Below are 14,105 nucleotides of genomic sequence, written 5' to 3' on the forward strand. Positions count from 1 at the left end.
CCGCCCGGCGCGGGTCAGCGTCCGTTGGCGCGCAGGGCGGCCACCGCCGCCACCGTGGCGTACCCCCGCCACTCCAGCGCGGAGGCGGGGGAGTGGCATTCGAAGCCGACGGCCCACCCGCCGTCGGGGAGCGGTTCCCGCTCCAGGCGGTCGAGGTCGGCGGCGACGGCCCCCGCGGCCAGGTGCTCCCGGACGGGGCGGCCGGGCACGGCGGCGTAGTCGAGCGGGCGGAGCGTCTCGCCCGGTGCGCCTCCGGCCACCGGGATCCGGCCGTCGGCGGGCACGAACCGGGCGAGGCGGCGCAGCAGCCCGGCGGCCTCGGGGCGGGTGTCCGCGACGGAGTCGAGGAACAGCAGCGAGAACGACAGGACGTACGCGAAGGGCGCCTCCTTGACGGCGGCGATCTCCCCGAGGCAGTACTCCGTCGCGGTCGCGAGCCACGGGTGGTCCGCGATCCGCGGGTCCGTCCGGGCCGCCCGGTGGGCCTGCGCGGCCACCGCGGCCGTGATCTGCAGGGACGACGTGCGCGGGTCGGCCGACACCCAGAAGGGCGCGCAGGCGGCCGGGTCCGTGACGGGCAGGGCGAACGGCAGCCCGCCGTCGGGCAGGGTCGTCGCGTCCAGCCAGTCCAGCAGCTCCGGGGCGCGATCGTACGTCGCGGGGGCGGCGTCGGCCACGGCCTCCAGGGCGTGCAGTGCGCCGCCGGGCTGGCTCTCGGGGGAGCGCAGGTCGGGTTCCAGGCCGTGGCCGTGGCCGCCGTCGGGGTTGCGGTACCCGTCCAGGGCCGCGAGGATCGCGGGCCCGGTGTGCTCGGTGGGGCGGATGAGGTGCTCGAAGCGCCGCCGGTCCAGCAGGCGGGCGTGCCCGGCCATGAAGGCGGCCGTCCTGTCGATGTCCATGGGGCCAGCCTGCCGGGCGCGGCGGGCCGGGGTCTTGAACGGAACGGTCACCGCCGGCCCAGCAGCGCGCCCGGGGGCAGGCCCGCGAGGCGTCCGCTCTCGCGGGTGAAGTGCGCCTGGTCGGCGTACCCGGCGGTGGCGGCGGCCTCGCCCAGCGGCGCCCCGGCCCGGGCCAGGCGCAGGGCGCGCTGGAGGCGGTGGATCGACATGAGGGTCTTGGGGCCGTAGCCGAAGACGCGGTCGCAGGTGCGCCGCAGTGTGCGCTCGGACATCCCGTGCTCCCGGGCGACCGCCTCCGCGGTCGCGAGGGCGCGGGCCGCCCGGTCCAGGGAGGCCGCCAGCCGCAGGGCCGCGGGGTCGGGGTCGGCGCGCCGCCACAGAGCGGCGAAGACCCGCTCCAGGGTCTCGGCCGGCCGGGCCACCGGGGCCGGGGGGAGGCGGACCAGGTCGGCCAGGTCGACGCGGCGGTCGGCCAGTTCGCGGGCGGGGACGCCCAGCAGCGCGTGCGCCGCGCCGGGGGCCAGCCGCAGGCCCCAGGTCGTCTCGCCCGGGGCGGACCCGTCGACCTGCGCGGCGGTGTCGGGTCCGGCCACCACGAGGCGCCCGCGGTGCCACATGAGGTCCATCGCGGCGTCGGGCAGCACCCGGTGGGGGCCGGAGCCGGTGAAGCGCCACAGGACCCCCGCGCGCCCCCGTCTCTCCCCGTACCCGGTCATCCTCCGAGCGTACCGATGCGACCGCCGCCGGGGTCCGGCGGCCGCCGGTCACCGAGCGTGCCCAGAATGTCCGGAAAAGGACGGTGGGCATGCTTTGCCGTGGATTCTGGTCGACACGGTGTGTCCGACCCGTCCGCCGGTTACGGTGGCGGCATGGTCATGTGGGCTTCGGACAACCGGGCGGGGAAGGTGCGGGAGGGGCTGACCCTGCTGTTGTCGCAGGGGCTGATCGACGATTTCGAGATCCGCCCCGACGACGAGCACCCCTACCGCGTCACCATGCCGGTGGGCGTCATCCCGCTGACCGAGCACCAGGCCGCGCACTTCCTCCTCGGCGCCGTCACCGCCCGCTTCGGCCCCCTCGCCCGCGACACCCGGTGACCCTCTACTTGCCGTAGTGGTAGCGGCAGGCGGCGATGCGGATCTCGTCGCCGGCGAGCTTGTACACCAGCCGGTGCTCGTCGGTGATCCTGCGGGACCAGTAGCCCTGGAAGCCGTGCCTCAGGGGTTCGGGCTTGCCCATGCCCTCGTTGCCGTTGCGCTCGATGTCCTTGACGAGAGCGTTGATGCGCTTGAGGATCCTGCGGTCCTGCCCCTGCCACCAGACGTAGTCCTCCCAGGCGCTCTGGGACCAGACGAGCCTCACTCGGCCAACTCGCGCTCTATGCCCTGATCGGACTCCAGTTCCTCGATGGCGGAGACCAGGCGGCGGGCGTTCTCCGGGCTGCGCAGGAGGTAGGCGGTCTCCTTCAGGGTCTCGTACTCGGACAGGGCCATCATGACGACGGGTTCGTGTCCGGCTCTCGTGATCACCACTTCTTCTCTGTCGTTCACGACGGCGTCGAGGGTGGCTGCGTAGTTGGCGCGGGATTCGGTGTAGCTCATGGTCTTCAAGGCTCGTCCCCTCCAAGCTCGGCCCGGTGATCCCAAATGTACAGGATCATGTACGTCGATGGCTGGAAAAAGATTCCGGAGACGGCGGAGGCGCCGGGACGAGGGTCCCGGCGCCTCCGTTGCGCGCGTCGGCGGGGCGGTCAGCGGACCAGGGAGGCGAACTCCTCGGCGATGACCGTGGCCCCGGCCTTGTTGGTGTGGATGTCGGGGCCCAGGTCCGTGTTGCACATCCACGTGTAGTCGCAGACGGCCTGGAGGTTGTTGGGCATGGAGCCCTCCTGGGGGACGTCGAAGTCGGAGGAGTCGAACGCCGCCTCCACGTCGGCGACCTCGATGTCCTCGGCGGCGTAGGCCGACCGCAGCGACTCGTTCATGGTCTCCAGGACCTCGGTGGCGTACCCGGCGAAGGTCGCGTCGAAGGGGATCTCGCCCTCGACCTCGCCCAGCCCCGGCCCGGCCTCGGGGTCCACCGGGGTGCCGTCCGAGGGCTCCTCCGAGGGCTCGTCCGAGGGGTCCTCGCCGGGTTCGAGCAGCATCGCCGCGAGGAACGGGTTGTAGTAGGTCATCCCGATGATCTGGGTGTCCGGGCCGGCCGCGGCGCGCAGCCGGGAGGCGATCACCGGCACCTCCGTCTCGATGCGCTCCAGGCCGTCGTCGATGCACTCCGTGTCCACCACGGGCCCGCCGCCACCGCCCACCTCGTCGATGCCCCGGACGCAGCGGGTGAAGTTGTTGCCGCCGATGGTCACGGTGACCAGGTCCACCCGGCCCGCGTGCTCGGAGAGGAACTCCTCGGCCGCCTCGATCTGCGGGCGGCCGCCGTACTGCTCCTCGCAGTGGGCGATCCCGCCCTCGATGAACGTCGTGGTGTCCTCGCCGCCGCAGCCGCTGCGCTCGTGGCGCAGCGTGGAGTCGGCGTCGTACAGGGTGCGGTAGAGGATGTCCGTGTACCCGTCGGGGGTCTCGGCGGGACCGCCCTCGCTCGGCTGCACGCCCACCGTCAGCGAGTCGCCCAGGGAGAGGTAGTACCGCTCCTCGGCTCCCGCCGGGGAGTCCTCCCCGTCACCGCCCGCGCAGCCGGTCATCGCCACGGCCGTCGCGGACGCCGCGACCAGGGCGGCGTACCGGACGTTCCACCGGATTCTCACTGTCGTTCTCCAACCAGATGAAGACCAAGGATGCGCGCCCTGGGCGGCCCCGGTGAGAGGACGGATACCGCCGGGTAACAACAGTTACCGACCGGAAGGTTCGGTGTCGAGGGGGACCAGGAGGCATCTCAGTAACGATGCGAGCTGCTCGCGCTCCGGGGCGGGCATCGGGGCGAGGAGCGTCTCCTCGTAGCTCAGCAGCGACTCCAGCGCCGCGTCGATGCGCCCGGCGCCCTTGTCGGTCAGCCGCACCAGCACCCCGCGCTTGTCGGCGGGGTCGGGGCGGCGCCGCACCAGCCCCGCGGCGGCCAGCCGGTCCACGCGGTTCGTCATGGTCCCGGAGGTCACCAGGGTGGCGCGCAGGAGGCGGCCCGGGCTCAGCTCGTAGGGCGGGCCGGAGCGGCGCAGCTCGGCCAGGACGTCGAACTCCCAGGGCTCCAGGGAGTGCTCGGTGAACACGGTCCGCCGGGCCCTGTCCAGGTGTCGGGCGAGCCGGGACACCCGGCTGAGCACCTCGAGCGGCGTCACGTCCACGTCCGGCCGTTCGGCGCGCCACGCCTCGATCAGCCCATCCACCTCATCGCGCATGGGTCCAGCATATCTCTTGACATCAAGATAGTGGGGCGGGTATGCGACGCACACCCGCCCCACCGGCGTTCCCGGAGCCTAGCGGCCCCGCCTGGTCCGCAGCCTCGGCTTGGCCTCCAGGCTCGACAGCCCGTTCCACGCCAGGTTGACCAGGTGCGCCGCCACCACCTCGCGCTTGGGCCTGCGCACCTCCAGCCACCACTGGCCGGTCAGGGCCCACATGCCCACCAGGGCCTGGGCGTACATGGGGGCGAGCGCGGGGTCGTAGCCCCGCTCGGCGAACTCGTCCACCATGATGTACTCGACCTGGCTGGCGATGTCGTTGATCAGGCCGGCGAAGCTCCCCGTCCCGGAGGCCACGTGCGAGTCGCGGGTGAGCACCCGGAACCCGACCGTGTTCTCCTCGACGTAGCGCAGCAGGGCCAGGGCCGCCTTCTCGATCTTGTTGCGGGCGCTGTCGGCGGTGAGGGCCTCCGAGACCATGCCCACCAGGGTGCGCATCTCCTGGTCGACGACGACCGCGTAGATGCCCTCCTTACCGCCGAAGTGCTCGTACACCACGGGTTTGGACACGCCCGCCCGTGCGGCGATCTCCTCCACGGAGGTCGCGTCGAACCCGCGTTCGGCGAACAGCTCCCGGCCGATCTCCAGCAGCTGTCGCCGACGCTCCTCGCCCGTCATGCGCTTGCGGCGCACACGGACCCTCTGCTCGCTGTCGGCTGCTCCCATGATGGTCAAGAATCCTAGACGCTGACCCGCTTGGCGGCGAGTCGCTCGTTGTCGGGCCAGCGGACCTTGGTCGCCCAGCCGAACTTCTCGAAGAACCAGATGACGCGCGCAGAGATGTCGATCTGGCCCTTGAGCACGCCGTGCCGGGCGCAGGTCGGGTCGGCGTGGTGCAGGTTGTGCCAGGACTCGCCGAACGACGGGATGGCCAGCCACCACACGTTGCGGGAGCGGTCGCGCACCTCGAAGTTCTCCTCGCCGATGGTGTGGCAGATGGAGTTGATCGACCAGGTCACGTGGTGCAGCAGCGCCACCCGGACCAGGCTCGCCCAGAAGAACGCGGTGGCCGCGCCCCACCAGGACATGGTGACCAGGCCGCCGATGAGCGCCGGGGCGCCCAGCGAGAACACCACGATCGGCACGAACAGCTTGTCGATCAGGACGGTGTCCTTGTCCTTGAGCAGGTCCGGGGCGAACCGGCGGGGCGAGGTCTTCTTCTCGTCCAGGTACATCCACGCCATGTGCGCGTAGTAGAGCCCCTTGGCGACCGACTTCCAGTCGTCGCCGAACCGCCACGGCGAGTGCGGGTCGCCCTCGGCGTCCGCGTACTTGTGGTGGCGGCGGTGGTCGGCCACCCACTTGATGACGCTGCCCTCGATGGCCATCGAGCCGGCGATCGCGAGCGCGATCTTGAGCGGGCGGTTGGCGCGGAACGAGCCGTGGGTGAAGTGGCGGTGGAAGCCGACCGTGATGCCCAGCCCGCTGATCAGGTAGAAGACCGAGGCGATGGCGATGTCGACCAGGCTCAGGCCCCAGCCCCAGAAGAACGGTACGGCGGCGAGCAGCGCGATGAGCGGGATGAACACGAAGGCGAACACCGTGTACCGCTCGGCGCGCCCGCGCGGCTCGGGCTCGTACTCGGGGATCGGTGTGCGCTTGGCGGGCGTCTCGGGTGCGGCTGTCATGGGTCCCTGCCTCGTGATCGGAAACGTCGTTCGTTCGTCGCTTGTGCGTCTGTGAGGTCAGGGCGTGCCGGGAGCGCGCGGGCGTCCGTCGCGACGGCCCAACCTATACCTACGTAACCGTAACCTACGAACCCGTAGGTTTGGCAAGGGTCATCGCGAAGGCGCTATCTTGGTGACCGTCATGTCGGCGCGGAGGCCCGCGCCCGGCGTGTTCCCGGATGATGTAATCGGCAGCATGTGGGGTTTTGGTCCCCATCGTCCAGGTTCGAGCCCTGGTCCGGGAGCAGACGCACCGCCGCGCCCGCCGCGCCCGCCGCGCCCGCCGGGCGCCGTCCGTACCGGAGCGGCGCACATCACACCCCTCCCCGCCCCTCCCGCGACAGAGCCCGTGAACGGGCGGCGGGTGCGACCGGGCCCACCCCGCCGGGGCCGTCTCCGCCGCCGGGGGCCTGTGACACGGATGTATCCTTCCCATGTCGGCCGCACGACGGGTCATCGCCGTGCGCGGCATGAGGGACGCCCCGCCGAACGCCGACCGCGAGATCGTCTTCTTCCTAGCCAGCTATCACGAGGGGTCTCCTCCAGTGAGCGTGAACCGCCCGGCTGCCGTCATCGTCCTCGCCGCGGGCGAGGGCACCCGGATGAAGTCCCAACTCCCCAAGGTGCTCCACGAGATCGGCGGCCGCAGCATGGTCGGCCACGTGCTGGCCGCGGCCCGCGAGCTCGATCCGCTGCACACGGCCGTCGTCCTCGGACACGCCCGCGAGCGCATCGCCGAGCACCTGGCGCAGGTCGCCCCCGAGGCCGTCACCGCCGTCCAGGAGGAGCAGAAGGGCACCGGGCACGCGGTGCGCATGGCCCTGGAGGACCTGGCCCGCCAGGGCATCGAGCCCACCGGCACCGTGGTCCTCGCCTGCGGGGACACCCCGCTGCTGCGCGGCGGCACGCTGGCCGGCCTGGTCTCCTTCCACGAGAAGGAGGGCAACGCCGTCACCGTCCTGTCGGCCCGCGTCCCCGACCCCCACGGCTACGGGCGCATCGTCCGCGACGCCGACGGGGAGTTCACCTCCATCGTCGAGCAGGCCGACGCCACCCCCGCGGAACTGGCCGTCGACGAGATCAACTCCGGCATGTACGCCTTCGACGGCGCCCTGCTGGCCCGGGTCGTGCAGCGCATCGGCAGCGACAACGCCAAGGGCGAGGAGTACCTCCCCGACGCCGTCGCGCTGCTGCGCGGCGACGGCCACCGGGTCGGCGCCTGGGTCATCGACGACGCCGACGAGGTCCAGGGCGTCAACAACCGCGTCCAGCTCGCCGAGGCCCGGCGCCTGCTCAACGACCGCCTGCTGCGCGAGCACATGCTCGCCGGGGTCACGGTCGTGGACCCCGCCACGACCTGGGTCGACGTCGACGTGCGCATCGGCCGCGACACCCTCGTCGAGCCCGGCACCCGCCTGCGCGGCGCCACCGCGGTCGGCGAGGACGCGGTCATCGGCCCCGACAGCGACCTGCTCGACACCGTCGTGGGCGACGGCGCCAAGGTCCGCCGGACCACCGCGGACCGCGCCGAGATCGGCCCCGGGGCCGACGTCGGCCCCTACACCTACCTCCGGCCGGGCACCCGCCTGGCCGACCGGGCCAAGGCCGGTGCGTTCGTGGAGGTCAAGAACGCGAACATCGGCAGCGGCTCCAAGGTCCCGCACCTGACCTACGTCGGCGACGCCGACATCGGCGTCGGCAGCAACATCGGCTGCTCGTCGGTGTTCGTCAACTACGACGGGGTCAACAAGTCCCGGAGCACCATCGGCGACCACGTGCGCATCGGCAGCGACAACACCATCGTCGCCCCGGTCACCGTGGGCGACGGCGCCTACTCCGGGGCCGGGACCGTGGTCCGGGACGACGTTCCGCCCGGTGCGCTGGCCGTGTCCGACGGGCACCGGCAGCGCAACGTGGAGGGGTGGACCGAGCGCAAGCGCCCGGGGACCGCCTCGGCCGACGCCGCCCTGCGGGCGCGGTCGGCCCAGGACGGGGAGGGCGTCGGGAGCGCAGGGCGCACCGAGGACGCAGAGCGGCACAGAGCCGACGATCAGTAGTGACTGTGGGGGAGAAACACGTGACCGGGATGAAGGCCACCGGCCAGAAGAATCTCATGCTGTTCTCGGGGCGCACGCACCCGAGCCTGGCCGAAGAGGTCGCCAAGGAACTGGGGATCGAGGTGGTCCCCACCCGGTTCGACACCTTCGCCAACGGTGAGATCTTCGTCCGCTACCTGGAGTCGGTCCGCGGCTCGGACGCCTTCGTGATCCAGGCGCACGCCGACCCGATCAACGAGTCGATCATGGAGCAGCTGATCATGGTGGACGCGCTCAAGCGCGCCTCCGCCAAGCGCATCACCGTGGTCACCCCGTTCTTCGGGTACGCGCGCCAGGACAAGAAGCACCGCGGTCGCGAGCCCATCTCGGCCCGCCTGATGACCGACCTGTTCCGCACCGCCGGCGCCGACCGCATGATGGCCGTCGACCTGCACACGGACCAGATCCAGGGCTTCTTCGACGGCCCGGTCGACCACCTGTTCGCGCTGCCGATCCTGGCCGACCACATCGCGAACCGGGTCGACGTCGCCGAGATCACCGTGGTCTCCCCCGACGCGGGCCGCGTGCGCACCGCCGACCGCTGGGCCGACCGGCTGGGCGCCCCGCTGGCCATCATCCACAAGCGCCGCGACCCGGACGTGGCCAACCAGGTTCGCGTCCACGAGGTCGTCGGCACGGTCAAGGACCGCGTGTGCGTCCTGGTGGACGACATGATCGACACCGGCGGCACCATCGTCAAGGCCGCCGACGCGCTGTTCGAGCAGGGCGCCAAGCAGGTCCTCGTGGCGGCCACGCACGGCGTGCTGTCCGGCCCGGCCGCGGAGCGCCTGCAGAACTCCCGCATCTCCGAGGTGGTCATCACCAACTCGCTGCCGGTGCCCGAGTCGCGCTCCTTCGAGAAGCTCACCCAGCTGTCGATCGCGCCGCTGGTGGCGCGCGCGATCAGCGAGGTCTTCACCGACGGGTCGGTCACGAGCCTGTTCGAGTAGGACCCGGCGCGGGCGGCGGATCCGGACGTATCCGCCGCCCGCGCGTCCGTTCCCCCGCCGACACGCCGTCCCCGGTGGTTGCACCGAGGGAGGCGGGGCGTCGGTGGGGCGTGTACGGAGTCGTCCCCGGAACCAGTAGACTTGGCCGAGTGTCCCCGTGCCCGAGCGGAGCCTCGTTCGGCTTCGTGCGGACGCGAGGGCAGGGGTGCGCGACGAGCGTTCCCGGGCCGGACGGGTCCGGTGGCGACTCGCCGGGCACGCCTGGAACCAGGGCGGTCGCGTCCCCTACCGGGGAGACCCCGCCGCTTCCCCGCCGAGAGCGGGAATCGTTCGTACTACTGGAGTCGTGTTCCCCGTACTGCGGGGTTGAACCCGAGGAGTTTTGTCGTGTCCGAGGTACGTATCGCTGCCGAGCCCCGCACGGAATTCGGCAAGGGCGCCTCCCGTCGCGCCCGCCGCGCGGGTAAGGTGCCGGCCGTCCTCTACGGCCACGGCACCGAGCCCCGCCACCTGAACCTGCCGGGCCACGAGCTCATGCTCGCCCTGAAGACCCCGAACGTCCTGCTGCGCCTCGAGGGCCTGGACAAGGACAACCTCGCCCTGCCCAAGAGCATCCAGCGCGACGCCATCAAGGGCTTCCTGGAGCACGTCGACCTGCTCGTCGTCTCCAAGGGCGAGAAGGTCGAGGTCGAGATCCCGGTGACCCTGGTCGGTGAGATCAAGGGCGCCGGCGTGCTCACCCAGGAGCTCGTCACCGTGACCGTCGAGGCCGAGGCCACCCACATCCCCGAGGGCGTCGAGTTCGACATCGACGGCCTGGACGTCGGCAGCACCGTGACCGCCGCGGAGCTGAAGCTGCCGGCCGGCACCACCCTGGTGACCGACCCCGAGTCGATCGTCCTCAACGTCTCCGCGCCGCGCGTGGAGGAGGAGGGCGAGACCCCGGCCGAGGGCGAGGCCGCCGAGGGCGAGGCCACCGAGGCCGCCGCCGAGTAGTCGCCGGCACCGTACACCGACCGAGCGCGCGGCTCCCACCGGAGCCGCGCGCTCGGTCTTTCGTCTGTAGGCTCGTTCCCGTGTGGGGACGCTGGAGGAACAAGGACATGGCGGAGACCGAGCGCTGGCTGGTCGTCGGGCTGGGCAACCCGGGGCCCAAGTACGCCGGGAACCGGCACAACGCGGGCTTCATGGTGGTGGACGCCCTGGCGGGGGGCGAGCGCTGGAAGGCGCACCGGGCGCACGCCGAGGCGGTGGAGACCCGACTGGAGGGCACCGCGGTGGTGCTGGCCAAGCCGCGCACCTACATGAACCTGTCGGGCGGCCCGGTGTCGGGGCTGGCCCGGTTCTACAAGGTGCCGATGGAGCGGATCGTCGTCGTGCACGACGAGATGGACATCGACTTCGGCGCCCTGAAGCTGAAGAAGGGCGGCGGCTCGGGCGGCCACAACGGGCTCAAGTCCCTCACCTCCTCCCTGGGCGGCCCGGACTACCTGCGGGTCCGGTTCGGGGTGGGCCGCCCGCCCGGGCGGATGGACCCGGCGGACTACGTGCTGCGCGACTTCTCCTCGACCGAGCGCGGGGAGCTCGACCTCAACATCGAGCGCGCCGCCGACGCGGTCCGCACGGTCCTCACCGACGGCCTCGAACGCGCCCAGAACATCTACCACACCGCCGTCTGACCGGCGGCGGGACCAACCGGAGGGCCGTGCGGGACACCGCACGGCCCTCCGCCGTTCCCGGGACCCCTCAGCGGTAGCGGACCGGGGCCAGCAGGCGCCAGGCGACGCCGGCGGCCTCCTCGGCGGAGGCCGCCGACGCGTCCGCCGCGACCCGGTCGGCGATCAGGGCGACCAGGCCGCCGGACAGGTGGGCGGCCAGTGCCCGGTCCGGCACCCCGCCGGTGCCCGGCGGCCGGGCTCCCGCCGCGAACCGCTCCCGCAGCTCCCCGGCCACACCCGCGCGCAGCCGGTGGGCGAAGTCCCCGGCCAGCAGCGCCCGGTAGAGCGCGGCGTGCTCGGCGACGTGGGCGAACAGGTCCACCAGGGGGGCCGGGGCCCCCTCCTCCGGGGCCTCCAGCGGGCACAGGGCGGCGCAGCGCGCCACGTGCGCGAGCGCGTCCTCCATGGCGTCGGCCACCAGCGCGTCGATGTCGGGGTAGTGCTGGTACACCGTGGCGCGGTTGATCCCCGCCTCACGGGCCACCGCGGACACGGTGACGCGCTCGGGCGCGGTGTCGGCGAGCAGGGTCAGCAGGGCGGCGCGCAGTCCGGCCCGGGTGCGGCGGGCGCGCGGGTCGTCGGGGTTCACGCCACCAGGGTACGACACACGTCGGTTAAGCAATATGTGTTGTTTAATCAACAGGTGTTGTTTAGTCTCTCCGTATGAGCATGCGACTGGAGATCTGGGCGGACGTGGTCTGCCCCTGGGCGTACATCGGCAAGCGGCGGGTGGAGCGGGCCCTGGCCGCGCGCGGCGGGGAGCCCGTGGAGGTGGTGTGGCGGCCCTACCGCATCGACCCCACCGCCCCCGAGCGGGCCCGGCCGCTGGACGGGCTGCTGCGCGACCCCTTCGTGGACACGGCCCTCCGGGCGTGCGCCCCGCACCTGAGCCCGGAGCAGAACCGGGTCCGGGTGGCCGAGGTGGCCGCCGCCGAGGGCTTCCCCCGCTGGGGCGCCGCCTGGCACGTGAGCCCCCACGGCGCCCACCGGCTGCTGTACCTGGCCGAGCGCGAGGGCGGCCCCGCCCTCCAGGGCGCGGTGGCCGAGGAGGTCATGCGGATCCACTTCGTGGAGGCCGGCGACATCGGTTCCGCCGAGGTCCTGGAGCGGGCCGCCGACCGGGCGGGCTTCGCGGACGGGGGCCGCCTGCTGCGGGCGGGGGAAGGCGACCGGGAGGTGCGCGAGCTGCTGCTGCGCGGCCGGGCCCGGGGCGTGCGCACCTCTCCCACCCTGCTGGTGGGCGACCTGGCCCTGGAGGGGGCCCGCCACCCGGAGGAGATCGGCGTGTTCCTGGACCGGGCCGGGGAGCGTCCGGCCCGGAGCCTGCCCGCGGAGGTGGAGCGGCTGCACCTGGCCGAGGCGCTGGTGGAGAAGGACCCGCTGGGCGCGCTCGCCCTGCTGGAGCCGCTGCTGGCGGAGTACGGGGACGACCGGGGCGTGCGGCTGGCCGCCGCCCGCGCGCGGCTGCGTTCCGCCCAGGTGGGAAGGGCCCGCAGGGACCTGGAGGCGCTGGTGGCCGAGAGGCCCGACGACTCCCACGCCCGGCTGATGCTGGCCAGTGCGCTGCGGCGGGGCGGGGAGCCGGAGGCGGCGGCCGTGCAGCAGCGGCTGGCGGAGGCCCTGGGCTGAGGGTTTCGGTCAGGCCGTCGGGCGGGCGGCCAGTGTCCGCATCGCGGAACCGCCTGGGGCCGGTCGGTATCGGGAGGGACACATTCCCGAGCCGACCGGCCTTTCTTCGCCGACAGGAGGGCACGCAGAGCGACTTTTCCACTACTTTTAGTTACTGTCAGGGTGGCGTTCCGCCGCTCGGCCGATGACGTGCAGTGATGACTTTCGGACCGGTGCCGGTCTTGGGGGATACATGGTCGCAAGTAGTGGGGTGAAGGACGTCCACCGGCGGACGGTGGCGGTACCGGCGTCCGTCATGCCGGAGGTCGGCTCCCTGCCCCTGCCGCCCCGGCCGTGGACGCGCGCCTACGTGTCCGGACTGCTCGTGCTCGACCTGGTCGCCGCCCTGGGCGCGGGCCTGATCGGGACGACCGCCCGCTTCCACGGGGCGCTCACCGCCGCCACCACCGTCCCCTACCTGTGGCTCTCCCTGGCCCTGCCGCCGCTGTGGTGCCTGTTCGTCTGCCTGGCCGGCGGCTACGCCCGCCGCTTCATCGGGGTGGGCACCGAGGAGTACCGGCGGGTCGCCGTGGCCGGGCTGGCCCTGGCCGCCGGGACCGCCATCGTCGCCTACGCGGTCAAGTTCGACCTCGCCCGCGGCTACGTCCTGGTCACCCTGCCGCTGGTGCTGCTGGCCACGCTCGCCCTGCGCTACGCCAGGCGCAAGGCGCTGCACCGCCGCCGCCGGTTCGGGGACTGCATGAACGGCGTCGTCGTGGTCGGCCACCGGTCGGCCGCGGGCGACCTCATCCGGCGCTTCCGCGGGGAGGTCTACCACGGCATGCGCGTGGTCGGCGTCTGCCTGCCCGAACACGAGGCGGCGGCGGGGGCCGCCGAGGTCGAGGGCTGTCCGGTCCTGGGCTCCTTCGCCGGGGCCGCCGACGCCGCCGCCCTGGTCGGCGCCGACACCGTCGCGGTCCTGGCCTGTCCCGAGATGGACGGCGTCGAACTGCGCCGCCTGGCCTGGCGCCTGGAGAAGTCCGGCACCGAACTCCTGGTCGCCTCCGCCCTCATGGAGGTCGCCGGTCCGCGCACCACCATCCGCCCCGTCGCCGGGCTCCCCCTCCTGCACGTGGAGCACCCCGAGCTCGCCGGGGTCCGCCGGATCCTCAAGAGCGCCTTCGACCGCGGCGCCGCGGCGCTGGCCCTGGCCCTGCTGTCCCCCCTGTTCCTGGTGCTCGCCGTGCTCATCCGGTGGGAGGACGGCGGCCCGGTCTTCTTCACCCAGACGCGCGTAGGCCGGGGTGGCTCCGAGTTCCCCGTGTACAAGTTCCGTACCATGGTGGTCGGGGCCGAATCGCTGAAGGCGGCGCTGCGGTCCCGCAACGAGCACGACGGTGTGCTGTTCAAGATGCGACGGGACCCCAGGGTGACCCCGGTCGGGGCCTGGCTGCGCCGGTACTCGCTCGACGAGCTTCCCCAGCTCGTCAACGTGGTCCGGGGCGAGATGTCCCTGGTCGGCCCCCGGCCGCCGCTTCCGGAGGAGGTCGCCCGCTACGGGCACGACGTCCGCCGCAGGCTGGTGGTCAAACCGGGGCTGACGGGGCTGTGGCAGGTCAGCGGCCGGTCCGACCTCTCATGGGAGGAATCGGTCCGCCTGGATCTGCGCTACGTGGAAAACTGGTCGCTGACGTTGGACATCCAGATCCTGTGGAAGACGTGGTCAGCGGTGATCCGTGGGGCGGGGGCGTACTGAGC

16 protein-coding genes are annotated in these 14,105 nt (G+C 72.7%); 7 read left to right on the plus strand and 9 right to left on the minus strand.

Annotated features, from left to right (window positions below):
• Positions 1-14: 14 nt before the first annotated feature.
• Positions 15-899, minus strand: a complete 885-nt coding sequence (locus tag KGD84_RS04570; protein WP_220564858.1) for a hypothetical protein — start codon at positions 897-899, stop codon at positions 15-17.
• Positions 900-946: 47 nt separating this feature from the next.
• Positions 947-1,615 (minus strand): helix-turn-helix domain-containing protein, encoded by a 669-nt coding sequence (locus tag KGD84_RS04575; protein ID WP_220564859.1) that lies wholly within the window; start codon positions 1,613-1,615, stop codon positions 947-949.
• A gap of 153 nt (positions 1,616-1,768) precedes the next feature.
• On the opposite strand from KGD84_RS04575, the gene KGD84_RS04580 reads away from it, so the two are divergent.
• Entirely contained in the window at positions 1,769-1,996 is a 228-nt protein-coding gene (locus tag KGD84_RS04580; RefSeq protein WP_220564860.1) for a hypothetical protein, read from the plus strand.
• A gap of 4 nt (positions 1,997-2,000) precedes the next feature.
• Here KGD84_RS04580 and KGD84_RS04585 read toward each other — a convergent pair whose 3' ends face one another.
• From KGD84_RS04585 to KGD84_RS04610, 6 genes are all read right to left on the minus strand, one after another.
• Positions 2,001-2,261, minus strand: coding sequence for a Txe/YoeB family addiction module toxin (locus KGD84_RS04585; protein ID WP_220564861.1), 261 nt, complete (start codon positions 2,259-2,261; stop codon positions 2,001-2,003).
• The gene (locus KGD84_RS04590) at positions 2,258-2,509 is read right to left on the minus strand and encodes a type II toxin-antitoxin system Phd/YefM family antitoxin (protein WP_220564862.1); all 252 of its coding nucleotides are present in this window, start codon (positions 2,507-2,509) and stop codon (positions 2,258-2,260) included. The genes KGD84_RS04585 and KGD84_RS04590 overlap by 4 nt, the downstream gene beginning before the upstream one ends.
• 140 nt (positions 2,510-2,649) lie before the next feature.
• Positions 2,650-3,657: a GDSL-type esterase/lipase family protein gene (locus KGD84_RS04595; RefSeq protein WP_370634658.1), complete on the minus strand. Its 1,008-nt coding sequence runs from the start codon at positions 3,655-3,657 to the stop codon at positions 2,650-2,652.
• A gap of 84 nt (positions 3,658-3,741) precedes the next feature.
• The gene (locus KGD84_RS04600; RefSeq protein WP_220564863.1) at positions 3,742-4,245 is read right to left on the minus strand and encodes a MarR family winged helix-turn-helix transcriptional regulator; all 504 of its coding nucleotides are present in this window, start codon (positions 4,243-4,245) and stop codon (positions 3,742-3,744) included.
• 78 nt (positions 4,246-4,323) lie between these two features.
• On the minus strand, positions 4,324-4,974 hold the full coding sequence (locus tag KGD84_RS04605; protein WP_255647046.1) for a TetR/AcrR family transcriptional regulator: 651 nt from the start codon (positions 4,972-4,974) through the stop codon (positions 4,324-4,326).
• Positions 4,975-4,988: 14 nt separating this feature from the next.
• Positions 4,989-5,936, minus strand: a complete 948-nt coding sequence (locus tag KGD84_RS04610) for an acyl-CoA desaturase (protein ID WP_220564864.1) — start codon at positions 5,934-5,936, stop codon at positions 4,989-4,991.
• Positions 5,937-6,520: 584 nt separating this feature from the next.
• On the opposite strand from KGD84_RS04610, the gene glmU reads away from it, so the two are divergent.
• The 4 genes from glmU (at position 6,521) to pth (ending at position 10,700) form a co-directional block, all read left to right on the plus strand.
• The gene (gene glmU / locus KGD84_RS04615) at positions 6,521-8,032 is read left to right on the plus strand and encodes a bifunctional UDP-N-acetylglucosamine diphosphorylase/glucosamine-1-phosphate N-acetyltransferase GlmU (protein WP_220565531.1); all 1,512 of its coding nucleotides are present in this window, start codon (positions 6,521-6,523) and stop codon (positions 8,030-8,032) included.
• A gap of 20 nt (positions 8,033-8,052) precedes the next feature.
• Positions 8,053-9,021 carry a ribose-phosphate diphosphokinase gene (locus KGD84_RS04620; RefSeq protein WP_277615502.1) on the plus strand — a complete coding sequence of 323 codons (969 nt, stop codon included), beginning with the start codon at positions 8,053-8,055 and terminating at the stop codon, positions 9,019-9,021.
• A gap of 387 nt (positions 9,022-9,408) precedes the next feature.
• Entirely contained in the window at positions 9,409-10,017 is a 609-nt protein-coding gene (locus tag KGD84_RS04625) for a 50S ribosomal protein L25/general stress protein Ctc (protein WP_220564865.1), read from the plus strand.
• 107 nt (positions 10,018-10,124) lie between these two features.
• The gene (pth, locus tag KGD84_RS04630; RefSeq protein ID WP_220564866.1) at positions 10,125-10,700 is read left to right on the plus strand and encodes an aminoacyl-tRNA hydrolase; all 576 of its coding nucleotides are present in this window, start codon (positions 10,125-10,127) and stop codon (positions 10,698-10,700) included.
• A gap of 67 nt (positions 10,701-10,767) precedes the next feature.
• Here pth and KGD84_RS04635 read toward each other — a convergent pair whose 3' ends face one another.
• The gene (locus KGD84_RS04635; RefSeq protein WP_220564867.1) at positions 10,768-11,328 is read right to left on the minus strand and encodes a TetR/AcrR family transcriptional regulator; all 561 of its coding nucleotides are present in this window, start codon (positions 11,326-11,328) and stop codon (positions 10,768-10,770) included.
• Between the two features lie 80 nt (positions 11,329-11,408).
• On the opposite strand from KGD84_RS04635, the gene KGD84_RS04640 reads away from it, so the two are divergent.
• Positions 11,409-12,368, plus strand: coding sequence for a DsbA family oxidoreductase (locus tag KGD84_RS04640; protein WP_220565533.1), 960 nt, complete (start codon positions 11,409-11,411; stop codon positions 12,366-12,368).
• Between the two features lie 295 nt (positions 12,369-12,663).
• Positions 12,664-14,103, plus strand: a complete 1,440-nt coding sequence (locus KGD84_RS04645) for a sugar transferase (protein ID WP_220565534.1) — start codon at positions 12,664-12,666, stop codon at positions 14,101-14,103.
• The last annotated feature ends 2 nt before the right edge of the window (positions 14,104-14,105 follow it).

It is taken from the genome of Nocardiopsis changdeensis, assembly GCF_018316655.1.
Lineage (GTDB): Bacteria > Actinomycetota > Actinomycetes > Streptosporangiales > Streptosporangiaceae > Nocardiopsis > Nocardiopsis changdeensis.